Below are 25149 nucleotides of genomic sequence, written 5' to 3'. Positions count from 1 at the left end.
TTAAAGCAAACAACTATTCTAAATATATATCTTTTACTATTTCATCCCTCTCAAATGATCTTCTAATTTTCTTAGTTTTCTGCCTTCATTTACTATTGGTCTCACATATTTTTCCATTTTGGCATTTTCCCTATATTTATTAATCTGATCGATCTGAGCATTGACTTCATCGGTAATAGCTTGCTTTCTATCCTCTATTTTATTTAATACTTCAGTACTATATTCATAATTTTTAACATCAGCATTAAAGTTATTAAGCTCTTCCGTAATCTTTGCGTCTACTTCAGGTCCCTGCTCAGTATCTTTGATCTTTTGTGCTATTAATGCCGGCATTTCCTCAATGTTGATATCATCTCTTTTGAAATGATCTTTAAGCTCTTTATAAGTTTGTTCTAAATTTCCTTCAGCTTTCTCGTGCATAATATCATAATGCTCTTGGCGACGAGTATATCGATCTCCTTCTATAAATTCTGCATGTTTTCTATGGGCGTTATCTATCATATCTCGCATCTGAGAATCAGTAGCTTTCTCACGCATAAATCGGTCGCCCATCATTACCGGTTCACCTTCCTCGAATAACCTACCACGCACCTCATGAATAAGCTTTCTTTGAGCTAATTCTTGATAATATTCTACATCACTCTGTCTACCTGCTTTTTCTAGTCTTGCTAGATATTCCGGTGATAATATATCTGCTTGAGCAGCTAATGTTTCCTTATTAATATGCATTTGGAGCTCTTCACGTTCCCGTGCTTTTTCATCATCTTTTAATTTTTCGCTATAAGTTCTAAGCCTTGGATCGTTATATTCAAAATCATGCCATTCGGCACTGGTTAGATTACCCTCATAAGCATCACGTAAATCTTTACCGACTATTGCAGTTAAAGCTCCTCTTTTTATTCCCGTATAACCGGCATAGAGTTTTTCACCTATACCTACACGCCTTTCTTCTTTTAATTTACGTTTTGTATCAACACGATGCTCCATCTCTTGCCAACTTCTAAGCGGTTTTATATTTTTACCGAACAGACCGACACCTCGCCCTGACATTTCTTGGTGAGCATATTTATAAGCATCTTGATAATCTTTAGTAAAGTTCGCATCGCTAGCGAGTTCACGTAAGTTAGCATCTTTTAATGACTTATCAAGCTCTCTTTTTTGTTCTTCACTTAAAGCGGCGTAATCTTTTACTCCATATTTATTTGCAGCAATTTTATCTCGAAGCTGAGTAAATTTCATTTGCGATAGTTCTTTTGCTTTTAATTCATTCCCTTTAGGTAAATTCTTTAACAATCCTGAAATACCGTTTTCATAATCAGTAATAGCATTCATTTTTACATCTTTAGAATCTATACCGTATTTTCTCTTAACCTCATTTTGTACGGCTTTGTTTGCTGAAGAACCGAGAGCTTGCTTTTCAAGCCTTCCCATCATTATATCTTCAAATCCTTTAGCAAAGAACATACTAGTTTCTTCTAACTTTGCACTTACACGGGTAGTTACAGGTACACTTACCGTCTTAGCTACATAACTTAATGGTCTATTCATTTGCTTCGCTGCAGATTCATAAGATTGCTGATTAACTTTTTGTATGTCTGTTAAATTACCTGAAGTACCGGCAATAAATTGTGCCGTCGATATAGCAGTATCATTAAATTTACTTAGCAAATAAATAGACACGAAAATTAGTAATATCCCATCAAGTTGGACAAATTTCCCGTTTATAAAATTACTAATCCTTTTTGCATCTTTAACTAAATCTAAAAACGGTAATTCAATATAGCGTTCATCTATACACTCATACGCAGCACAATGCTTACATTTATCAGGGTCATTCTTACAAGAATCATCTACTATTATATGATCTTCAGGGACTAATATCTTTGCTTTGTGGAAATTATTTATACCTCCTTTCATTGGTACAGGGAACCACCAATAAAATATTGAATTACCAAGGCTTGGATCTATATCCTCAAGAAAACTACCGAATATTTCATTTATCGGACCTAAATTAGGAAAATCATGTTTACATACCCCAAAACCAAGAGTTGAATATATTTCGGTTCTGATGATCATTGAAATAAAAGCGATACCGGCAAATAAAATTATAGGCTGTAATGCATATGATATTAATTGTCTTAACCAATTCTCAAATAACGAACGAGTTATATTAAATAACATGAAACAAATAAATATCGGTCCCATAATTATAATCATACCGATAGTTATAAGAGCGGTTAGATATATAATAGTAGCTTTAAATATAAGAAAGAAAATAAAATATAGGGCTATTAAATATAGAATGATATATATAAAACCAAGCCAATCAACAAATAGTAAAGAAAATAATTTAGATAAAGTTTGAGGAGAAATAAGTAACCCTAGCAAACTTTGAGAACCAGGACCGGTAGCCGCAGCTTCATTAATTATTTGCAGTATTTGCTGAACCCCGTCAATAAAAAATACGAATAAATAATCATGAAAAAATGTCCAAGCTTTATCCGTACTTAATAATATTGAGACTATACTAACTTTTAATATTCTAACTATAAGTTCGACATGAGTAAGGTTTATATTACCTATTAAAAAGGAAAAGCCCGTAAACATTATATATAGAGTTAAAATAGCCGAGACACTCATCCTATAACCCGGAGTATCAATTATTTGTTGATAAGTTTTCTTTATAATCCCATCCTTACCAAATAATACTCCTTTTATTAAATCCGTTAAAAATTGTAACGGATCGGGTCTAGTATCAGTAACTCCGGACTTGATTACTAATCTATATTGCCCGCTATTATCATCATAAAATTTATCTATAATCTTAAAATAAAGAGGAGATTGAGCATATTTTGACTTATCCTCACCTTTATATTGATAATTTATTCCCCCTGCTGGCAAGAATTGTCCTGTACTACTAATACTATAAAATTCATAGCCTACACTCGAAGTAAGTTCTCCTAAATGCTGAGTTATACCTTGCGGTTTACGCTGTGAGTCCGGTGAAATATTGGGATCGGTATTTTTAGCGGCAATAAGAAAATAAAGCCCGACCCCGTCTGTCATTATACATGGAGGATTACTAATCATTGCGTCATTTTGATTTGCGGGATTAGGAGTACACATATCAAGTCTAGCATTATCCCAAAAAGTACACGGTTGTAGCTTAACGCAAAAAGCAGCCAAAGTAGTTGTGTTATTTTTCTGACCGTACCACGGACACCATGCAGATAACTGACCTGAAGTATTTTTATCACCAAGTATATAACTCCACGGTCTTACCATAACGGTTAAAGGATAACCATTTACTTTATAAGCACTATCACGCCATGGTGCTACCTGATCACCTTCCTGTCTTGAAGTAATTTCTTCCGGATTATATCTAGAAGAGACATTGAATTTGATAAAACCGAAATCATCAGGGTCAATACAAGTATCGCCGGTACAACCGGAAAGCAGTAATAACGATGATATTAATAATGTAATAAAAATATTTTTGTTCATTTATTTTAAGTTATTTTTATATAGCGTCATTGCGAACGACCGTAGGGAGTGCGGCAATCTCATGACACAGTACGAAATTCCTGAGATTGCTTCGTCAAATTACTTCGTAATTTTCCTCGCAATGACGGCGAAAATATTTACAATTATTCTTTCCTCTCTCCTTCCTCTTTCTTCGGTACATCATTACGCTCGGCAAGGAATTTATTTGTATGCTCGCCTCCTTCCGGTTTTCTAGCTTTATAATTTTGATCAATTATCTTGTCTTTGAAAACTCTAGCCGGAGCCATTGCAGCCTTTTTAATCGGCTTTGTTACCGAACCTATATCCTGCATAACGGCTCCCACAGGATCAGAACGTTCTTGATAATTTCCTGATATTCGTGCCGGTGTAACATTTGTAAGCATTCCAACTACTATATTTACAAAAGTTACTAAACCATATGACATCAAGCAATATGAATAAAATAATAAAGCCGTAGTAAATAATACTAAGAAAGTATTAGCCTTGTTCGTTAGAATATTCGAGCTACTAATTTCCGGTACATCCGGTACATAGAAAGGTATTCCTGGTAAGAACGGTAATGTAAAAGAGAAATTAATCGGAATACCAAGATTTGTTAAATCAAGCCCTATTTTTATTGGTATCAGAGTATCCCAACAAGCTCTAACTACTACTTTTAAAAGCTGCTCAGATAAAACCTGATCTATCAATAAAAAGAAAATCAATAATATTGTCGGCTGCACTACATAGCTAAGCAATGTCGATATCCAATTATCAAATAAACTTTTAGTTTTTTCAAATAACATTAATATTATGAAAAACGGTGCTAATGAAATCATAACAGTTAGCCCTATAAATGCAATAACATAGCCTATTATAACTTCTAAAATAGCTCTAAAATAAGTAATAAGTGAATAAATGGTTATAATAGCGATAAATGCTAAACCATTATGTATTTGTAATAATTCAATAAATAGTAATCCCCAAATCCTACCGTTAGTATATTTATCAAATATAGGATCAATAAAACCAAAAATATTAGCTCTAGAGCTTGTAGCACCTACTACGTTAGTTACAAAGAAATCAATACCGTTAGTAAATGCACTAAAGAAGTATGTATTAAAAAAGCTCCAACTTTCTTCTCTAATTAAAAAGGCTACTATAGCTATTTTGCATATACGTGTTATTACTTCTACGGCAGTTAATTTTAATGCTCCCGCAACGAACATTAGCCCAAATATAGTAACATAAAGGGTTAATGCAGCTTTAGCTATATTCTGTACTGCAGAATTTTTAACTAACTTAATATAAAAGTTTTGACTAAAAGTTCTAAACTGATCGGTAATAGGTTTAATAGCACCGTTATATATTATATCAGAAAACCAAGTTGTACCGGTATAATTAGCATAATTTACACTAACCACCCCTTGTATATTACTATTAGGATTTACCACCCTTAACCATAAATATCCATCTTGCGGTGCATCGGCTGCAAAGTTATAATCTACCGGTGTACCACGAACAGATGGATCAGGTAATGTACCATCAGATGTTATTAAATATTCTAAACTTATATTTTGCTGATCACCCGGATTAATTGAATTTGCCCCATTACCTATTTCAACAATCATCGAATAACGACCGAAATATAAAAAATTAGCTGACCAATCATTCTTATTTATATAATCTACAAAATTAGCATAATTTGAAAAATTTCGGCTCCAATCACTCATTAAAACTGAATTACTAAACATGTTATTAACTTGCCAATCGCTAGTAAAATCCATAGTACCGCCGCTAGTGGCTTGATAATATATAAAGCTACTTTGAGTGCTGCCTGAATTTACAAAACTCTGATCTCGTTCCTTAATAACCTGCCCGCCTACTTTAATTATCATCCCTCTACCTTGATCGTAATAGCAAGCAGGGCTAGTATTTATACCGGCATTAGCAGGACAAGAATTAATTAAGCCCATGAAATTCTGTACCGCTCTCGTTATCATAGGTTTGCCGACTAATGCTTCGTTACTATTTATACTTTTATATTTTGTAGCTGAGCCAGTACCGCTACACCCGCTTGGTTTATCAGGATCTCTTGAAGCGTCTATAAGATCGCATACCTCCTTTGCAGATGAGTAAATTATTCTATTATCAAAATTTCCAAGGTTACTTTGAGTATAAAGTGCAGAAGCAGCAAATATTGAACTATCAAGTTCTTGCGTTAAAATATTATCTAGAGTATTAGGGCTAAAAAAATTATCTTTACCAACTAAACTAATATTTACTACATCGCCAGCCTTAACTTCAATTCTCGAATTACCGTTAGAATAGTTAAAATATTTAACAGAATCAGACATTTTAGTAAATGAAAGTGCATCAAGGTCTTTATCAGGCGGTATAGCCCCAGGTGTTGCACTGTTATTGTCCGTAACAAAACGAGGAAATCCTAAAGCTTCAAATTGTAATTTAGAATAATTATAAGTTTTAATGAAAACTTGTGGCGTACTAAATCTTGGATCAATTCTATATAATACTAGATATTTTCTAGGTTCAGGAGTAATACCTGAAGTAGACCAGTTTATTTTTAACAATTTACCTTTCTCAACGCTATTACCTGTTGATTGCCAAGTTCCGGCTGTAGATAAACTAATTCCTATATTACCTTCTTTAAAACTTGTAAATTCAGGCACTTCTAAACAACCAAATAAGCTTTTTAACCCACCAAAACTGGTTGACATCCATGAAAAAGCATCATCAGCTTTAGCTGGCATCGCCATAAACAAAACTAATAAAACTAAACTCTTAAGAATTTTCATAATTTTAAATTGTTATCCAACACGTCATACCGTGGTTTTTATTTTTTGTCATTGCGAGCAACCAAAGACATTGTTGCATGACTCGGTTTTCCGTCATTGCGAGAAGAATTACACAGTAATTCGACGAAGCAATCCAGTAAAAAATTCTGATTTACAGAATTTTTTTAATTATTTTTCTGGATTGCCACGTCGCTTCGCTCCTCGCAATGACGATTTTCGATTCACCCCCTATCCTCGTGCTTCAGGCTGCGGCGGTTCTGCATTTGTCTTTTCGCCCCCTTCTTTTGGCGTATTTTTCCTATTTTTCTCAGCCTGATCGAGCGTCTTATTGCGTTGTTTTAATCGTGCTTCCGCTCTGCCGGTAATACCTTGTCTTGTTTTATCATCCATTCCTATTGGACTTAATGCTTTTTGTCCTGCATCATGAGACATTCTACCACCAATTTCAGTAGCCGAAGGTCCGGCAGCACTAGTTAATTTTGCTACCATACGCCCTGAAAATTCGACATAACCATACATACCATAAGCAATAATAACTAGAGCTACGATATTTTGCATATTTACTCCCATCATACCCGACATATAATCCATTCCCCAAGGGGCAAACCAATTAATACAGAAGATAGGTACATTCAGCAATGCAATAGGTAAAATAGTACCGATAAAGGGAATTTTTATCGGTAAAGCACATTTCCAACAAACGCTATAACCTAAAACAAAATCTAGATAAATGGTAAATAGCTGGGTTAGCACTATAATACCTGCCATCATAACTACCGGTTCTATCATATAGCGGATCGTAAACCTCACCCAATTATCAAATAAATACCTAGTAAAATCAAATAATAAGAAACTAATAAATAAAGGGGCTATACCGATTAATATACAAGTTGCCATAAATGCCATAATATAAACGGCAACAGCTCTAAGTGCCGTAATAATTACTATACCAACCGCAATAAAAGTAATTATAAAATATATAATACCGCTAAGCCCAAGAGAAAGAAGTGAAAGTAATTGAGCGATAAAGGTTTGACTAAAAAATATTTTACTCATTACTGCATCTAAAAACATGAAAGGATTAGAAATAGTATTAGTAGAAGTATACAAACTATATCCACTCATATTAGCAATAATTGCGTCTGAAAAATTAGTAATTGCATCAAAAAGATAGTTATTAAAAAATTCAAAGGTATTACCGTTCATAAGTCCGCTAACTACCCCGATTTTTGCTATTCTAGTTACTAGCTCTTTTTGGTTTATCTTAGCAAAACCAAGCAAAAACATTGCTCCGTAAGTCATCACATACAAAATTAAAATCGCTTTAATATAGGTAAAAAAGTTAGTACAGGACGAGCTATCATTAGCTTTATAACATACCATATTTTTAAAAATAGAAGTAGCAGCCCCTTGTACTTTAGTTTTAAATAACTCAAGTAACGGATTCATTACTTTAATAGTAAAACTTCCTACTTTTAAGGATGTTGAGAAATGTACTTTATAGTTACCTTCACTATCTTTATAGTCCCTTAAATTATTACTAGGATCATTTAGAATTTTCATCCATATATAACCCGCCTCATTCGCATTAAAGTTATATTTACCGTCGCTATTAACGTTAATTCCTTGAGGTGAATAGGTTTTACCGCTAGTATTCGGGTTTTCCGAAGGCTTTACTATTATGTATTGCACTCGCCCCCGATCATCAAAAGTATCGTTAAAACTATTACCGTTTTCTCTATAACATTTAGTCTGTTTAATATTTAGAACATATCCTCCCGTATTCTTACTAGCATCTTGTGAGGTGGGAGACCAAAGCCTATATTGTAAATAGCTTTTTTCAGTATTGCTATTAAAAGGTATATTATATATAACTTTATATAAATATTTACCGTCTTTATCTTTATAGTCAGCCGGTTGATCTGTATCTGCAACAAATTTAGCAAATTCTAGCTTAGAAGGCAGAGCTTGACTTACAGAGCCCGCATCATTCATTTGATATATTAATCCGGTTGGTCCTTTGCCTCCTTTACCATCCGCCGTATACCAAAAATATTTATAATTTGAAAGCTCCGGTGTTGAAACAGTTCCGTCATTACATTGATCCTCAACCCATGTTCCACTGCAACGTCCTTTGATAAAATCTAGATTTTTAGGACTACGATCTCTAACAGCATCAGGACATTGACCATTTGGAAGAGTCTTGGAGTTATTAGAACACTCTAAATTAAAGAGGTCAAAAAATAAATTGTTTATATTATCACTCCACGCTTTTGTAACACTACCATCATCTTTATAAGCTTCTGGCATTGAAGTACGAATATTAACCCATGCTCCACATGAATCGCATATCCATTCCCCACAACATATTTTTCCAAAGGCACATGGACACCCAAGACCGCACCCCCCCCAAAAACTCGTATCACAGGAATGATGATAATTACATTTCCAATATTTGTCTCTCCATTCACAATCATTAACATATTCACCGTGATAAACAGAATATTTTCCACAAATCGGCTCATAAGAAGTTTGGCCTTGGGAACAATTTTTCGTAACCTTAGTACCTTTAAAAGCATCCTCAACTGTCGCATCAGTATTAGCAAAATTAGGAGATACGGAAACTAAAACTCTATCATTAGCGTATAATTCGGCAATATTACGCCATTCATTATTTTTTGCATCCATTATTAGAGAGAGAGGCGGATTATTTGCATCGGTAATACGAGGAATCGGAATCATGTTACCTTTATCATCTAAATTAGATTTACCAGGTCTTGTACTTTCAGTAAATTGTACATTATCCTTTGGTACATAAGCTAAACACAAACTAACCTGACCGACCACTTGTAAATTCACCGGTTGATTGTTCTCTACTAGCACCTGAGTATTTAACCATTCACCGTAACGATTAGGATCAGGAATAAGCTGAGTCGTGCCATCGGGCAACATCTTAGAAGTGTTTACATAATTAGCATTAGCATTAAGTGTTATAGTACCGGTTATTGAATCTGAACCTCCTTTACCGTCCGGGGCATATCTCATGTAGCAGCCGTCACCGACTTTTACTGCTCCTATCATACCAAGTGCTGCAAAAATAAAGCAAACTAATGTTGCTACTATAGCGAGTACTCCTAAAACTTTTAATAAGTTACTCTGCATATTCTATCATTTACCTCCACCCGAACCGCTTGCTAAATCAGCTAATCCTCCGCCTGCACCGCTTTCTGAATCCCCGCCTTGCTGCTCTCCCTCTTTACGCTTACCTCCAACATCCGGCTTATCTCCTACCGACGGCTTACCTTGTGAAGCCATGGCCGCATCCTTAAGGAAAGCTGCTCCTTTCTTTACTAAATCAACGATTTTAGTTGGACTTGCCGTTACTGCATCCATATTAGGACCGTTAGTTAAATCAGAAGCAAATCGCCCTATAGATTTAGAGAAATAATAAAAAATAACCGAAAATACTAATACGCACAAAAGTTCCGCTAAAATAGATACAACATCTTTAACAATTGATTTTATTGGGAAAAGTATCAATAAATGCTCTTCCCAACCTTCACCTGCATAATATTGTAACATTTTATATCCAAAACTTTCCTGACATTTATCTGCTCCTCCGTTAGGTAGCCTTAACTCAAAAGTGCTAAATCTAATATCCCCTTTTTCATAATCATATCTAAGGAATTCACAATTTTTAAATATTGCAGAATCATACATAGTTATTAATAAAGCTATAAAACCTGCTACTACTGCCGGCTGCAATGCACATGAAATACATACTTTTAACCACCCGTCAAAATAAGCTTTTGTACGAGTAAATAGAGCCATAGGAATGAATATAGGAGAAATATATGTCATAACGTAAATAGTAATCATGCAAACTAAATAATGCGTAATAAAATATAAAAGTATAGATAAAAATATTACAGAAAATACTAGACCTGCTGCAAGTATAATAACGTTTCCAGCCATAAAGAATCCAAACATAACAGCAAAAAATCTAAGTGCTCCTGCTTTACTTAAATCTTTCGGTCTGTCTTTTTTGCCGTCAGGATCAAAATTAGGTATAGGTGTATTATTACCACCCGGACCATTGCCGATTGAATTCCCTAAAACTCCATTCTTATCTATATTATAAAGTAAATCCAAGCCAAGATAATAACCTATACGGCAATCAATTGCGTCCCATAAACCGTAAAATTTATAACCATCCTTATACTTTGAATTATCAAATTGACATAATCCTCTAGAACCTGCTGCATTAAAGATCATCTGTGCAAAGTCCGGTGCTGCTCCCGTCAAAAGAGGTAATCCATATTTTAACATACCGTTTTCTTTTGTCGGCTGACCGCCGCTAAAATCTAAAGGTCCAAGACCGATAGAAAAATAAGCAACCAATAAGAACTTTATTACAAAAAGAGCTATTTTTTCAGTACTTGCATATTCTTTATTTAGAGCCATATTAAAGGCAAAAAACATAGTATAAAGAATTAATGCCGCACCTATAATCCTCTTTAAATAACCTTGAAACGTAGAAAAAGCTGCAAGATTAGTTATTCTAGAATTTTGATCTTGAGAACTACAACTATTTCCAGCAAAAAATACTTTATTAAGCGTTTCGCTCAAACACTGAACTGCAAGACCGGAAAAATTAATTAACGATTGACTATAATTTGCTCCCGTATAGCAACTTTTTCCTATATTACAATTTTCATCATCAGGCGGAGTAGGCGTCGGAGTAGCACTTAAAGATTTACATGCTACTGGCATCGGTCCTCTTGACGTCGGCATAACTAAACATAGATCATTATCCCATTTTTTAACCGTTAAAACGATATCCTTTAATACAGGATTTGCTCCAAGATCAGGATTATTATCAGTACTTAAATCACTAATTTTCTTAGAGTCCCCTTCATTTAAATTATATATGGTGCAAGGGCTACTACTACCTTCTATATTTTTAAAACAAAACGTTATACTAGACGCAGCTGAGTTACAATTACCTCTCGGATCTTTCATATCAATATTACGAATTATATAGCCATATGCCGTGTCCGTTTCTAAATACCCATCTGAAGTAGTCGGTAAACTAGAACATGATTCTCCAAAGCCGGCAAAGCTAGCTAAGCTTACAGACGCTATACAAATTATAATAAATATCTTTAAGGTTTTAAGAGTTTTCATTAGAACTATTATCTTTTTTTTCTGTTACTACGCCGCTTTTTACTAACTCATCCCATGTTTTTACAGCATTCGCACGTCGTTCTGATACTTCTCCTCCTTCTTGTTCTCTTACTCTTCCTCCTCCGCTTGCTACTAGTTCATTCCATGCTGTTTCTACTTTTACACGTTTATCCCGAATCTCTGCATTTTCCCGTATTTGCTTTACTCCCGTCGGATTTTCATGTTCCTTTAAGTTAAAACTATAATCAATTACTCCTGAACCCCTACTTGTACTGTCAACTTTTTCTTGCGGTGACGTAGTAGTATTATTTTCTTTTCTGTCATTTTCTATATTTTTATTTTCTTCTACCTTTGCTTTTTCTGACTTATTAAGTTCATCAGCTAATTTATCAAATTTATTAGTTACACTATTATCTCTTTCTCTTATTTCAGTTACTACACCGCTATCGACTAATTCATTCCATTTCTTTTCTGCATTCGTACGTCGCTCCGATGTTTCTTCACCTTGCTGATCTCTTATTCTTCCTCCGCCGCTTGCTACTAATTCGTTCCATGCTTTCTCTACTTCTGCACGTTTATCCCGAATCTCTGCATTTTCCCGTATTTGCTTTACTCCTGCCGGATTTTCATGTTCCTTTAAGTTAAAACTATAATCAATTACTCCTGTACCTTTACTTGTGCTGTCAACTTTTTCTTGTGGAGCTGCATTATCAACTTTTTCCTGTGGAGGCGGAGTATTATCAATCTCTTTTTTACTTTCTTGATTATTATCTCTTATAATTTTTCCAACACTTTCAGTTTCAATATTACTTTGCGGTGCAGGTGTAGAAATAGAAGTTCTAATACTAGCAGGCGGTGGTGAAACAGCTTCTGAAGGAGCAGGAGGAGGAGTAACAACATCTGATCTTGCTTCACTACTTACTGTTTTTGGGCTAGAAGTTGCTACAGAAGACGAAGCTGTCGGTGTTGTTACCGTAGGTGCCGATGTACCTCCACTTGCAGCAATATTATCATTTGGTCCTCCGCCTCCGCTCTTAGCAATATTATCACTTACACCTCCACCTTGACCAGCTTTTAAATCACCAACTCCTCCTCTACTTGCTATCTGATCTACTCCCTTAGTTGCCGCACCCGCAGCAGCAAGGGCTGCCATGCCTGCCTTAAATATTGCTTGCGGTTTTATAGCAACATTATTAAGAGCTACTCCTTCTGTCATATCTGCAGCAAATTCAGCTAGCTGACTACTAAAATTATACATCAAATACAATGTAAAACATGCCGTAACTAACGCAAGTAAAATATTTTTAATTTTCTCAAAAAGCACTTTTGGAGACATGAAAAACATTCCGGGCCCCAAAACTACTCCCGATAAAAACTGGAATTTAGCAAGAAATTTATCGGTAGGGGTATCTCCCGGTTTACTATCGACGATTTCACTTACACTATCTTTTGCAAAATTAAATGCCGTGGTAATAGGGTTATTTAACATATAACCTAAACTATTTTGACAGCTTTCTACGGCATCTTTATCAGGATATTGTGATATATCATCCCAATCATTATTAATATAAAATATCAAAACATCACGACTTGAAGTACCGCCGCTCTGTGCAAGATTTTCTATACTATTGTGAATTAACTTGCTCTTATATTGACATTTACCGTAGAAACCATAATCATATACCGAAAACATCGTAATCATAAAAGTAACTACCACCATAGGCTGTAGCAAGAACGAAATCATCAGCTTAACCCAGCTGTCAAAATAATTTCGTGTATATGTGAATAAAAACATAGGTACAAAAAGAGGAGCTAAAATACCGAGTATTACTATAGATATCATACACATAATCGTTGCATTAACCATAAAGGCAGCAACCGAAATCACAAGTAACGGATAAGAAAGAGCGAGTGACACTAACATCATATTACCGGAGATTATCGCCGGAATTAGCAAATAAATATATGGTGGAGCACTAAAACTAAAGAAATCAAAATTTAAAAAATCATGGCTTCGATAAGCATTTTCGACAAGTAACGTAGATAATATATCAAGCCCTAAATAATGAGCTACCCTACAATCTAACGCATCCCATAATGCAATATAAGAAACGGTACCGTCATAAGAAAGATTGTTAAATTTACATAAACCGGACGGAGCAGCATTCATAACCCAACTTGCTAAACCGTTTATACCGTCAAGTAAGAAAGGAAACGCCCACTGAATCATACCGTCTAGTCGGTCATACGGAGAGCCATTACCAGGGGTTATATTAATTCCTATTGAAAAATAAGTTACAAATATCATTTTCAATATAAAATTTATATACTCACTTTTTGGCGGTATTTCACCTGCAAGTAATAGTTTAAAGCCAAAAAACATAACATATAAAGTTAGAAAAGCCGTAACTATTTTATACATTCCTACTTGGAACTGAAATAATGCACTATCTTGCCTTGAAGCCAAATTAACCACTTGTTCTACATTATCAAAACTACAAACATCTTTACTAATTAGTAATCTAGCAATCATTTGCCTCATACATTCTATAAGAGGAGAAGTCATGACTACTGCAGTTTTTGAAGCATTATAAGCTTTTTGATAACATCCGCCGCCTGCTGCACTACAGGAAACTAAAGCTAAAGGATCAGTAGGCGTTTCCTTAGGATCCTGAATAAAGTCCTTATCTGCTACATCCATAAAACTATTATACATGGATTTCGGAAACGGCTCTTTCATATATTTACAGCCGACGGGAACATCTCCTGTAAACCCCTTTGTTGAAACACATATTCTATCTTTATCTTGAATAATTTTCCAATATATTACAGGGAAGCCTGCATCAAATGCAAAACCGTCATCACCGGGCTTACCACTATATGGAATATGATATTCCTTTTTTTTATTTTCCCACGCTTTCTTTATATCATCCCAAGGGTCGCCCCCTGTTAAGACGGCTTTAGCAATAGCAAGTGCCGATTCAGCAACAGATTTTGCCCGAGATACAATTAATTTAGCATTATTACATAAAGCAAAGCGTAATTCTGGATTTTTAGGATCAATTCTGTTTTCACGAGTACATTGACCTCCGGGGAAATTTCCAAAATTACTATCGTTAAATAAATCACTGTCGTTTATTTTAAGCTTTAAAAACGTATTCATGTATAAAACGGGAGAGACAAGATTCATTACCGCAAAAGTAAAGAACGGAGCAACAATACAGGTATGAGAAAATTCAGTACGCAGCAAATCCCCTACGCCTTGGGTTTCGCAAGTTAAGCCACTCAAAATATCTACAATGCTATCAAGAGTATCCTTGGCATGGGTTTTAGTAACTAGCCCTAAATTTAGGGCAAAGCTTAATACTAATATTATAAGTATACTACGAGGAAATAATTTCATGACTAGTTACTTGCCTCGTATGAGATAGTTTTTAACGTCATTGCGAGGAAAAATTGAAAATTTTGTCGAAGCAATCCAGTAAAAAATTCTAATTTACAGAATTTTTTTATTACTTTTTCTGGATTACCACGCAGTCTACGACTGCTCGCAATGACGACTCGGCATCCATTAAATCTATAATGTTTTAACTGCTTCATAAAATATAGGTAACCACTTATCCGGATCATTGCCGTATTTCTCTCTAATTTGATCGAGCAATATTACAGTCTCAACCCTGCCGGATAAAACACTAATTATATTATTCATACCGTCTAAGTTAACTTTAGCAACTACGGCATCTATTCCTTGTTTTATTAAAAAATAACGTGTAGTAGAGTCGGTAGTTTTAATTAAAATATATTCTCGCTGACTTAACATAAATGCACTACGATAAATATCCGTAGCTTTCAAATTAGGTAAAAAAATCTGCGTAGCTGTTTGTTGAATCAACGTATCACTAATTCTACTTTTTGCGGCATCTTCAACACTCTGCGTAGCAAATATAACAAAAGTATTTAATTTTCTCAACACTTTTAACCAATCTTTGATCTTAGGTGCAAATACCGGATTATCGATTAAAGCCCATGCTTCATCAAGTACTATCATAGTTTTCTGCCCATCTAAAGAGATATTAATGCGATGGAAAATATATAACAATACCGGTGCAAGGCTTACAGGGTCTTTAAGTAATTCAGTCATATCAAAACCGAATACCCTTGCTTTTTGTAAATCAATATCATCTACTTCATTGTCAAATATCTTAGCATGTGAACCTTTACCAACCCACATTGCAATCCTACTTGCCAAACTATTTGGTGTATCAATACCAAGAAATGCTATAACATTACTAAGCCTTCTGTCTTTTTTCTCTAATCTAAAATTACCGCTTACTGCTTGAGATAAGATTTTATTATCTTGTGCAGTTAAACTTTCACCGTTAGAAGTTACAAGTACACGAAGCCACTCTAAAATAAATGTTCTATTCTCACTAGTATCTTCAAGCTGCAAGGGATTAAAATTACATTTTAATCCCGGATCAATTACCGTATAAACTCCGTTTAAAGCACGTATAAATATTTCTGCTCCTCGATCTTTATCAAAAAAGAACATACGAGGTTTGAATTTTTGTGCTTCCGCACATAAGAAATTCATAAGAACTGTTTTACCGGCACCGGTTGGACCGATAATTAGAGTATGTCCAACATCCCTTACATGGAAATTAAAATAAAACGGCGTACCCGAAGTAGTATCAAGTACTGTGACATATTCTCCCCAATGGTTATCTCTAATTTTACCGAGCGGATAATTATGTTGTGAGGCAAAGCTAGCCATATTAAGAGTATTTATAGTGGATTTACGTACTATATAATCCATATTTCCCGGCAACTGTCCCCAATAGCTAGGTTCCATGTTAACTTTTTCTCTAACCGGCTGAATTCCTGAATTAGAAAGCTCAACTGCTGCCATTGATAATATATCTTCCAAAGCTTTAATATTATTCGCGGAACATAAAAGCGATAAATGATGCTCACCGAAACCGATATCACCGCTAGTGGCCATATCAAGGGCCGTATTAATTTCAGCAATTTGCGAAGTAGCTTTATCACCGGATTGTATCATTCTATTTTGCTGTAATTGCATTTTACCGATCGCTACGGTTCTATTAGCAAAGACAAAGCTTTGAGTCATGACAAATTCAAAAGGCATTTGCAGAAATCCGTCAAAAATTCCTGCCGAAGTATTAGGTCCGTATTCAAGTATGCTGATCATTCCGGCATATTTTTTGCCAAGCGGACTTCTTGCTTCAATAGTACGAGAATCAAAAAATAAGCGATGAGTCGGTAAATATTCGTCAATAGTACCACGCGGTAATGCTATAGGACCTGGTGAATCGCCGCAATTGATTAAAGATGAAAGGAATTCTAAAATTTCACAATAACTACCTGACTGCGTTTGACGAACTCCAAGTAATCTTGCTCCGTAACTTCTGAATGTATTAACCACTCTAGTTGACATTTCTTGAAGATTTTCTTTCATCTCTTTCATGTCATTTTCCCAAGCGGTTTTATTAGATTTTTGTCTAAGCTTCTTTAAAAAATACTCAACTATAGCAGCACCGCCAGTATCAGGCTTATATAAAATACTAACATATAATTCGTTAAAAAATGACCTAGCACCTGCATGTTTCTTACGCCATTCCGCACCTAAATAAGTAATAAAATCATTAGGTACTTTTACGGTAGGATCATAAGTAAATTCCGTATCGTCAAATATTACTGCTTTACGTCTTCTAATAGTATGGAAATACATAACGATATTTCCCGAAGCCATATTTTTAAGTAAGGCATTTCTGACATTCTTTTTAATGTCTAAATCTTCATCATCAGCAGTTTCAAAAGAAAATCCGTTTATTTTAATAACTTGTAATAAAGAATTATCTTTTGTTAAAATAGTATTACTATCCCAATGACATTTATAAGGAATAAAATGCGAAGTTGGTCTTTCTTGTTTAGACCTTAATTCTTTAGCTGCTCTAGTTCTAAATAACTTCATTACCTCACCTGATTTAACTATTTTGATTTATTTTGTCATTGCGAGAAGAGGAAAAGCCTCGACGCGGCAATCTCAGAAATTTTATACTGTTTCATGAGATTGCCTCGCAGCCTACGGCTGCTCGCAATGACGGCTTAGCATCCACGCGAGAATGACATAAAACTCAAATATTATACGAATTTGCTCCGTAGTAAAATTTATTAGGACATTGGCTAGTTCTTGACATTTTATTTAAATATAGCTCTATGAATCTCGGTTCTTTAAAACATATAATATAAGCTACCAAATGCAAAGCAGCTGCAATGAATAAAATCATAATGCCGTTATTCCAAATAAATACTATCATCGTCATTATCATATTTAATGCAGCAAACTTAATACTTACTCCAAATATCATCGGCGGTCTAGTTAACCCTACAAATAAAAGATCGGATGCTAATGCTCCTGCCATAAAAAACCTCTATTAATTTATATTAATATCAAACATAGTTGACAATATTGAATTCGGTACTTTACTATTCACAAAATGTACGTAACCGTTATTATTTTCAAGTGCATTAACTGCTATCTTAATTAATTCTTCTTCGATGAAATTATTACTATCATCTAACATTGATTTCAATAAGTTAATATCTCGTATTTTTATATTATACGGAAATGTCTCGGATACCTGTAATATCTCATATGGCAATATTAAATGTACCGCACTTAATGCAGAAGCAATTGTTGCTACCGTTAAGTTAACATTTAATAAATGTGTTTTTTCCTGATCATCATTAGCAAATGGTGCTATCACGGGTATAATATTATTATCTTCAAAATTTAATAAAATTTCCGGATTAATCATAATAGGTTCACTTAAAAAACCAATATTTATAACATCATGATTTACAATTTTTCGGTGAGATAATTTTGACTTTTTTGCTTGCAGTAGATTAGCATCCTTACCTGAAATACCAACTGCATAACAACCTATACTACTTAACTTTGTTACTATAAGCTTGTTAACGTAACTAGATAAAATTTCCATAATAATAGGATTATTTAGAGAACTATAGTCGCTTATTTTACTAATTTTCTGACTAAAATTTTCATCTATTTGTGATATTAAAGACGAACTTCGTAAATCAATATGATCATGTACTATATATATTTTAGCACCGCACATCTCGAGCAGTCTAACAGATTCAATAAAAGCCGTAAATAATTTATCGTCAATAATAATAGCAGCAGGTAATTTTAGAACTATTGCTTGATTCTTCAGCTCACTACTACACTTTATTATATTCTTAATTATAGCAATGTTATTTAATGAAGAAATACTATCTACCTCTTTACCTTTGAGGTTTGATGCATTTTGCCAAACTAGCTTTAAGTTCTCTTGCACCTTCTTTACTCCTACTACTTACATACATAACATTACATGAGTAGTTTAAAGTTGCAAGAAAATTCTGTGCTTCATCGTTAAGGTTTTTACGATCCGTAACTTTATCGGATTTTGTGAAAATAATTTGAAATTCTCTTTTATTTGCAAGTAATAGCTCTGCTACTTTCTTATCGTTTTCTTTTATACCTCTTCTTGAATCAATCAATAAGTTAACTAACCTTAAACTATAACTATTTCGTAAATAATAACTAATTAACACTTCCCACTGTTCTTTGACTGATATAGGAACATTAGCAAAACCATAACCGGGAAGGTCAACTATAATAAGTTTATCTGCAAGGTTAAAAAAATTGATTTGCCTAGTACGTCCAGGAGTATTAGAAACTTTAGCAAGATTTTTATTATTACATATCGTATTTATTAGGCTTGATTTGCCGACATTTGACTTACCGACAAAAGCAATTTCCGGTAATGAAAAATTGGGGATTTGATTTATATTCATAGCACCGGCTACAAATTTAGCTTGATGACGAAAAAGCTTACTGCCATCAGGCGATTTTGTATGCACTATTTTCTGAGTAGTCATAATTTGCTTTCGTATTTGATGTAATTAGGCATTGCCCGAGTGAATACCGAGTCGTCATTGCAAGGAAATAGGTAGTAATTGTACGTACGCAATCCAGTAAAAAATTCTGATTTACAGAATTTTTTTTATTATTTTTCTGGGTTGCCATGCAAGTACTACGACTGCTCGCAAAGAATTGTTGCGTGGATACCGATGTCATTCCTGCGGAAGCAGGAATCCAGAAAATAGTATAAATACAGCAAATTTTTTGAAATTAAAAGCTCGATTTATCTCGCTTTATGCTGGATTCCCGCCTATACGGGAATGACATAAAGAGCATTTACCGGTCCACGCAGTCAATGCCTTCTCGCAATGACACAAAATGAACCATACAATAACGCTATAAATGGGTTAGAATGACATTAAAAAAATATGGTAGCGGGGGCTGGATTTGAACCAACGACCTTCAGGTTATGAGCCTGACGAGCTACCGAGCTGCTCCACCCCGCAATAATTGAGAATTGACGATTTATCTGTGTTATATTGTGATTTAGTCCAATACTATGCGAATATTGCTAGTGTCATTCTTGCATAGATACCGAGTAATCATTGCGAGCAGCCGTAGGCTACATGGCAATCTCATGAAATAATAATAAATTCCTGAGATGGCGGGCGTACAATTGCTATGCAATTTCCGTAGCTCAAACGACCTTCAGTATCCACAAACAAAGCTTAACTAGCTTCTTTCTTACCACCGAAAGAAAGACCTGAGAATCTTTTATTAAAATCACTAACACTTTTGTTCGATTGATTTACTACATTTCCGGAATCTTTATTCCATGCCGGATGCTTTCTAAAATCAACATCCATTAAAATTTCACCTGTAGGATGAGTAGACATTGTTTCAAAAACATCGCTTTCTACTTTAATCAAAAACTTTTTATATTCTGGATGTATACCGCTTTTCATAATGATTTTGCCGTTTTAGTCTGAATTATTTTTTTCTTAATAGTTCTAGCGTTACTTGATAAAACATTATCATCGGCTTTTAGAATATACGCATCAAAACCGCCGGCTTTTTCCACTGAACTAATACATCTAGCATTAACCGATAATCTATATTCTCCGGCTGTTATATCACTTGTAAACTTAACTGACCTTAAATTAGGCTCAAAACGTCTTCTAGTTTTACGTTGAGAATGTGATACATTATTGCCGTATAAAACACCCACACCTGTGAGTTCGCACTTACGTGACATAAGCTAAATACCTTAAAACTTATAAATATACAATAGATAAATAAAGTAATACTCCCCTAGTGTCAAGAGATAATTACGGTCCGTTTAGTGAAGAAATAAAGATAGGTACGATGTATTTATATGTGAAATAGGCACAAGCCAAGCCTAACATAGTACCGATAACGATTATACGGAATTTTGCAGGACTAAAAATTAAAATAACTATTCCAAGAATAATTACTATTTTTATTATATCATCTGTCGTATAAGAGCTAGAGTTTATAGCATAAACATTTAGGTTTATACCTAGAAATATTATTATACATAATAAGTTCTTCAACATTTTATACCTCTATAGGACCGGTAGTTAATCCGTTTATAAATTGTTTTAAATAAGGATTATCACTATTACGCATTTCATCTTTACTACCGTACCATTTAATTTTTCCTTGATAAATCATAGCTACTTCTTTAGCTATTTTTTCGGCACTAATCATATCATGAGTTATAGTAATCGTAGTTGCCCCTAACTCTTCTTGGATTTTTATAATTAATTCGTTGATAACATTTGCCATTATAGGATCAAGCCCTGTGGTCGGTTCATCAAGAAATAAAATCGACGGTGTACTACAAATAGCCCTAGCAAGAGCTACTCTTTTTTGCATTCCGCCCGATAATTCGGAAGGGTAAAGATCAAGTATTCTAGGGGACAAACCGACGGAATTAAGCTTTGCACCGGCAAGGTCGTTTTTTTCTTTCTTAGATAATTTTCTAGTCTCGAAAGTAATATTATCACGTATATTCAAGGAGTCAAATAATGCTCCGCCTTGAAATAAAAAACCTATACCGTCCATAATCTCAAATTTTTGTTTACTTGAGATATCTTGGATTTCTACATTATCAATAAAAATTTTACCTTTATCAGGTTTAATCAGTCCTACTATATTTTTAATTAGCACCGATTTGCCACTACCGGAACCGCCTAAAATAACTAATGAACTGCCCTTTTTTACATCCAAATCTATTCCGTCTAACACCTTATGATTAGCAAATGATTTATATAATGACCGAATTTTAATTTTAAATTCTTCCTTTGTACTCATATTTATACTTTAAAAAATAATTCGGTTATTAAATAATTACTGATTAAGATAAGGATAGAAGAATTTACTACTGCCGAGGTAGTAGCTCTTCCCACTCCCTTAGCCCCTTTACCTGAATAATAGCCGCTATAACAACTTATTATAGAAATAATAAACCCAAAAACTCCCGCTTTAACAAGACCGGAAATTACGTCAATCGGTTCTAAATAGTGAAAAGTACTGGTTAAATAAGCCGTGCTATTAAAATCAAGTTTATATACCCCTACCAAATAACCGCCCATAACACCAATTATATCACCGATTAAAACAAGACAAGGCATTGTAATAATAGCTGCTATTACTCTTGGAAAAACTAAATATTTAATAGGATCGGTAGATAAAGTATATAAAGCATCTACCTGCTCCGTTACTCTCATCGTAGCTATTTCGGCGGCGATTGATGCCCCGACTCTTCCAGCTACCATTAGTCCGGCTAAGACAGGTCCAAGCTCTCTAGTCAGCGATAATACTACTACCGTTGCAATGGAACTTTCAGCCGAGAAACGAGAAAAGCCTGTATAGCTCTGTAATGCAAGTACCGCACCTGAGAAAAAAGTCGTCATCGCAACAACCGGAAGCGAGTGAAACCCGATAAATAATAATTGTCTGATTATTAAACTCAAATATAAAGGCGGTCTTATGATACTGCTAACGGCAGCAAAGCTAAATAGAGAAAAACTACCTACACTTTGTGCAAACTTTATAGTACGTTTACCGACCGAATTAGCTATATTTAATAACATTTGTGTATATTTTTTTGTTTATATGTTATGTGGTCACCTAATCGTCATTGCGAGAAGAAACTGTAAGTTTCGACGAAGCAATCTCAGTATGCTTGACAAGATTGCCACGTCGCTTCGCTCCTCGCAATGACGATTACTTATAAATTCTTTTATACCTACTACCGAGACTAGTCAACACCTCATACCCTATAGTACCTATAATACTTGCTATTTTATCGGGCGTGCAATAATTTCCGATAATTTCCGCTTCCTGCCCTAGAAAAATATCAAGCGGTGGTAGATCGGTAACATCGATATTTATCAAATCCATCGATATTCGCCCTACTATAGGAACGCTGCGACCATTAATAAATACTTCGCCTTGATTGCTAAAATTACGACTAAACCCATCGGCATAACCAAGCGGTAATGTTGCAATAACACTATCACGCTCAGTTGTAAAAGTCATATTATAACCGATATGGCTATCTAGTGTCAAATTCTGTAAATGAATTATAGGAGCTTTTAAGGTTACGGGATTTTGTAGACCTCTCGAATAACCTCCTTCTAAAGGTAATTTATACGTCGATCCGGTACTCGAATCCTCACGTACGTTTATGTACGCTGCGGTTCTGCGTTCCGTGTCTCCTTCAAATTCCTCTTTATAAGATAGGTTATTCGAGAGGTCTATTACAGGATTAAGCCCGTATAAGGCAGCCCCTGGTCTTGCTAAATCAAAATGATAGTCCTGTCCTAAAAATATGCCACCGGAATTAGCAAGGCTTGCTTTGACGTTTGGGAAATATTGTAAATAAGTTTTAAATCTGTTTAATTGCTCTAGATTATAAGGATTATCTATTTCCTCGGATACAGCTAGATGGCTTATAATATATTGTAAATCTAGCCCTTTTAATAAATCACGATTATTAATTAACTGCTCTATTTCATTATGAGTTAATCCAAGGCGATTAATCCCCGTATTGAAATGTAAATAACAAGGCAATAATCGGTTTTTCAAATTACTAAATTTTTGCCAAATTTCTATTTGTTTTAAGTTATTTAGAACAGGAGTTAAATTATATTCTATAAGCTCTAAAGCATCATGTTCAAAAACTCCATTGAGAACTAAAATATTAACATCATTATCTAGTGCTTTGGGCGTTGTTGCATGGATACTAGAGCCGTCATTGCGAGGAGCGAAGCATTGTTGCAATCCAGAAAAATAATTAAAAAAATTCTGACTTACAGAATTTTTTACTGGATTGCTTCGTCGAATTACTGTGTAATTCTTCTCGCAATGACGGAAAACCGATTCATGCCACGAAGCTAGAGCTTTGCGTAAATTCACTCCTTCTTCACTTGAGGCCACAAAAAAATGCCTACAATTTTCTTCTATTAAAGCTTTGGAAATTTGCACTGCTCCAAGACCGTAACCGTTAGCTTTAACGGCAGCACCGACTAATGAGGTTTTGCAAATATCTTGTAATAAAAGATAATTATTTTTTATTGCAGATAGATTTATTTCTAGAGTACACAAGCTCATAGTATATTTCTTAACTCTTTTACGATAATTGGCATTACCGGTATTATATAAAATTTTGGAGGTAAGTCACCTACTTCTATAGTATCGGTAACAAAAATCTTATCTATCACCGAATTTTCAATTTTATCTTTAGAACCGGTAGCAAGCACAGCATGAGTTATAAAAGCACTAACCGATAAAGCCGAATGTTCTTTTAAAAATCTTGCTGCTTTTACGATTGTTTCACCGCTATCTATAATATCATCAATTAATATGCAATTTTTGCCCTCTACACTACCTATTATTGATATCATCTCGCAATTATTATTTATATCCCTTTCTTTGTTTATATAAGCTGAATCTATATTTAATAAATTACTAATTTTTTGAACTCGATTGATACTTCCTTTATCAGGTGCAACTATAACGAAATTGCTATAAGTTCTTAAAAACGGGATATATAAATTTATAGGTTCAAGATTAGAAATAGGAATATTAAAAAATTTCTCTATTTTATCGGAATGTAAATCAATAGTAATTACATGGTTTACTCCGAGCTTCTCTAAAAAATCTGCTATTAACTTAGCAGGAATTATATTTTGAGAATTTATATTATCTTGTCTTGCATAACCAAAATAAGGCATTACTAAAATTATTCGATTTGCTACCGCTTTTTTTGCTGCATCTACTAGCAAGAACAGCTCAATTAAGCGATCATTAACGGGCTTTGATGTGGATTGTACTATGATTACATCTTCATTATGAAACGATTCTTGAATTTCTACTTTTATTTCGGAATCATTGAAATAGGTAATTCTCGGCTCAATATATTTAATATTTAATGCTATAGCTAAACGAGATGCGAGTAACTTATTACTACTGCCTGCTAAGATCTTCATGTGAGTGATTTATGTTGTTTGACGCTATTAGCAAACGGACTGTGTTGCGTAGACACCTAATCGTCATTGCGAGCAGCCGTAGGCTGCACGGCAATCTCATGAAGTAATACTCCTGAGATTGCTTCGTCAAAACTTACAGTTTTTCCTCGCAATGACGATTTTGGAAATGACA

General features: G+C 34.4%; 15 protein-coding genes, 1 tRNA gene and 2 pseudogenes. All 18 read right to left on the bottom strand.

The window, feature by feature from the left end; translation table 11 throughout:
* Window positions 1-36: 36 nt before the first annotated feature.
* The 18 genes and pseudogenes from RF_RS00505 to RF_RS00420 all read right to left on the bottom strand — a co-directional run bounded on the left by RF_RS00505 (window position 37) and on the right by RF_RS00420 (window position 24977).
* Window positions 37-3504, bottom strand: a complete 3468-nt coding sequence (locus RF_RS00505; protein ID WP_011270447.1) for a TrbL/VirB6 family protein — start codon at window positions 3502-3504, stop codon at window positions 37-39.
* Between the two features lie 143 nt (window positions 3505-3647).
* Window positions 3648-6320: a TrbL/VirB6 family protein gene (locus tag RF_RS00500; protein ID WP_011270446.1), complete on the bottom strand. Its 2673-nt coding sequence runs from the start codon at window positions 6318-6320 to the stop codon at window positions 3648-3650.
* Between the two features lie 228 nt (window positions 6321-6548).
* Window positions 6549-8375, bottom strand: a pseudogene (locus RF_RS11870) (TrbL/VirB6 family protein); the annotation flags it as partial.
* A 410-nt stretch (window positions 8376-8785) separates the two neighbouring features.
* Window positions 8786-9482 (bottom strand): annotated as a pseudogene (locus RF_RS11865) (type IV secretion system protein); the annotation flags it as partial.
* A gap of 6 nt (window positions 9483-9488) precedes the next feature.
* Entirely contained in the window at window positions 9489-11507 is a 2019-nt protein-coding gene (locus RF_RS00490) for a TrbL/VirB6 family protein (RefSeq protein WP_011270444.1), read from the bottom strand.
* Complete coding sequence (locus RF_RS00485; RefSeq protein WP_011270443.1) at window positions 11494-14910, bottom strand: TrbL/VirB6 family protein; 3417 nt, start codon at window positions 14908-14910, stop codon at window positions 11494-11496. The genes RF_RS00490 and RF_RS00485 overlap by 14 nt, the downstream gene beginning before the upstream one ends.
* Before the next feature lie 174 nt (window positions 14911-15084).
* Window positions 15085-17502, bottom strand: coding sequence for a VirB4 family type IV secretion/conjugal transfer ATPase (locus RF_RS00475; protein ID WP_011270442.1), 2418 nt, complete (start codon window positions 17500-17502; stop codon window positions 15085-15087).
* A gap of 163 nt (window positions 17503-17665) precedes the next feature.
* Window positions 17666-17953: a type IV secretion system protein VirB3 gene (locus tag RF_RS00470; protein WP_010976817.1), complete on the bottom strand. Its 288-nt coding sequence runs from the start codon at window positions 17951-17953 to the stop codon at window positions 17666-17668.
* Window positions 17954-17965: 12 nt separating this feature from the next.
* Window positions 17966-18889, bottom strand: a complete 924-nt coding sequence (locus tag RF_RS00465) for an amino acid kinase family protein (RefSeq protein ID WP_011270441.1) — start codon at window positions 18887-18889, stop codon at window positions 17966-17968.
* Entirely contained in the window at window positions 18837-19475 is a 639-nt protein-coding gene (gene yihA, locus RF_RS00460; RefSeq protein WP_011270440.1) for a ribosome biogenesis GTP-binding protein YihA/YsxC, read from the bottom strand. The genes RF_RS00465 and yihA overlap by 53 nt, the downstream gene beginning before the upstream one ends.
* 412 nt (window positions 19476-19887) lie before the next feature.
* Window positions 19888-19964, bottom strand: a tRNA-Met gene (locus RF_RS00455).
* Between the two features lie 222 nt (window positions 19965-20186).
* Window positions 20187-20423 (bottom strand): 50S ribosomal protein L31, encoded by a 237-nt coding sequence (gene rpmE / locus RF_RS00450; protein WP_011270439.1) that lies wholly within the window; start codon window positions 20421-20423, stop codon window positions 20187-20189.
* Window positions 20420-20713: a 50S ribosomal protein L28 gene (gene rpmB, locus RF_RS00445; RefSeq protein WP_011270438.1), complete on the bottom strand. Its 294-nt coding sequence runs from the start codon at window positions 20711-20713 to the stop codon at window positions 20420-20422. Before rpmB ends, rpmE begins: the two co-directional genes overlap by 4 nt.
* 73 nt (window positions 20714-20786) lie before the next feature.
* A complete protein-coding gene (locus RF_RS00440) occupies window positions 20787-21035 on the bottom strand; it encodes a DUF5510 family protein (RefSeq protein ID WP_011270437.1) in 249 nt (82 codons plus the stop codon).
* A 1-nt stretch (window position 21036) separates the two neighbouring features.
* A complete protein-coding gene (locus RF_RS00435) occupies window positions 21037-21795 on the bottom strand; it encodes an ABC transporter ATP-binding protein (protein ID WP_011270436.1) in 759 nt (252 codons plus the stop codon).
* Window positions 21796-21797: 2 nt separating this feature from the next.
* Window positions 21798-22577: an MlaE family ABC transporter permease gene (locus RF_RS00430; protein ID WP_011270435.1), complete on the bottom strand. Its 780-nt coding sequence runs from the start codon at window positions 22575-22577 to the stop codon at window positions 21798-21800.
* A 133-nt stretch (window positions 22578-22710) separates the two neighbouring features.
* Window positions 22711-24099: an alanine racemase gene (locus tag RF_RS00425; protein ID WP_011270434.1), complete on the bottom strand. Its 1389-nt coding sequence runs from the start codon at window positions 24097-24099 to the stop codon at window positions 22711-22713.
* Window positions 24096-24977 (bottom strand): ribose-phosphate diphosphokinase, encoded by an 882-nt coding sequence (locus RF_RS00420; RefSeq protein WP_011270433.1) that lies wholly within the window; start codon window positions 24975-24977, stop codon window positions 24096-24098. The genes RF_RS00425 and RF_RS00420 overlap by 4 nt, the downstream gene beginning before the upstream one ends.
* Between the last annotated feature and the right edge of the window lie 172 nt (window positions 24978-25149).

This window comes from Rickettsia felis URRWXCal2 (genome assembly GCA_000012145.1).
GTDB classification, from domain to species: Bacteria; Pseudomonadota; Alphaproteobacteria; order Rickettsiales; family Rickettsiaceae; genus Rickettsia; species Rickettsia felis.
This window is presented reverse-complemented; position numbering and strand designations above follow the sequence as displayed.

Bases quoted from the DNA above. Each gene is read 5' to 3' on its own strand.
- RF_RS00505 (WP_011270447.1), bottom strand. From the start codon at position 3,504: ATGAACAAAAATATTTTTATTACATTATTAATATCATCGTTATTACTG.
- RF_RS00500 (WP_011270446.1), bottom strand. From the start codon at position 6,320: ATGAAAATTCTTAAGAGTTTAGTTTTATTAGTTTTGTTTATGGCGATG.
- RF_RS00490 (WP_011270444.1), bottom strand. From the start codon at position 11,507: ATGAAAACTCTTAAAACCTTAAAGATATTTATTATAATTTGTATAGCG.
- RF_RS00485 (WP_011270443.1), bottom strand. From the start codon at position 14,910: ATGAAATTATTTCCTCGTAGTATACTTATAATATTAGTATTAAGCTTT.
- RF_RS00475 (WP_011270442.1), bottom strand. From the start codon at position 17,502: ATGAAGTTATTTAGAACTAGAGCAGCTAAAGAATTAAGGTCTAAACAA.
- RF_RS00470 (WP_010976817.1), bottom strand. From the start codon at position 17,953: ATGGCAGGAGCATTAGCATCCGATCTTTTATTTGTAGGGTTAACTAGA.
- yihA (WP_011270440.1), bottom strand. From the start codon at position 19,475: ATGACTACTCAGAAAATAGTGCATACAAAATCGCCTGATGGCAGTAAG.
- rpmE (WP_011270439.1), bottom strand. From the start codon at position 20,423: ATGAAAAGCGGTATACATCCAGAATATAAAAAGTTTTTGATTAAAGTA.
- rpmB (WP_011270438.1), bottom strand. From the start codon at position 20,713: ATGTCACGTAAGTGCGAACTCACAGGTGTGGGTGTTTTATACGGCAAT.
- RF_RS00440 (WP_011270437.1), bottom strand. From the start codon at position 21,035: ATGTTGAAGAACTTATTATGTATAATAATATTTCTAGGTATAAACCTA.
- RF_RS00435 (WP_011270436.1), bottom strand. From the start codon at position 21,795: ATGAGTACAAAGGAAGAATTTAAAATTAAAATTCGGTCATTATATAAA.
- RF_RS00430 (WP_011270435.1), bottom strand. From the start codon at position 22,577: ATGTTATTAAATATAGCTAATTCGGTCGGTAAACGTACTATAAAGTTT.
- RF_RS00425 (WP_011270434.1), bottom strand. From the start codon at position 24,099: ATGAGCTTGTGTACTCTAGAAATAAATCTATCTGCAATAAAAAATAAT.
- RF_RS00420 (WP_011270433.1), bottom strand. From the start codon at position 24,977: ATGAAGATCTTAGCAGGCAGTAGTAATAAGTTACTCGCATCTCGTTTA.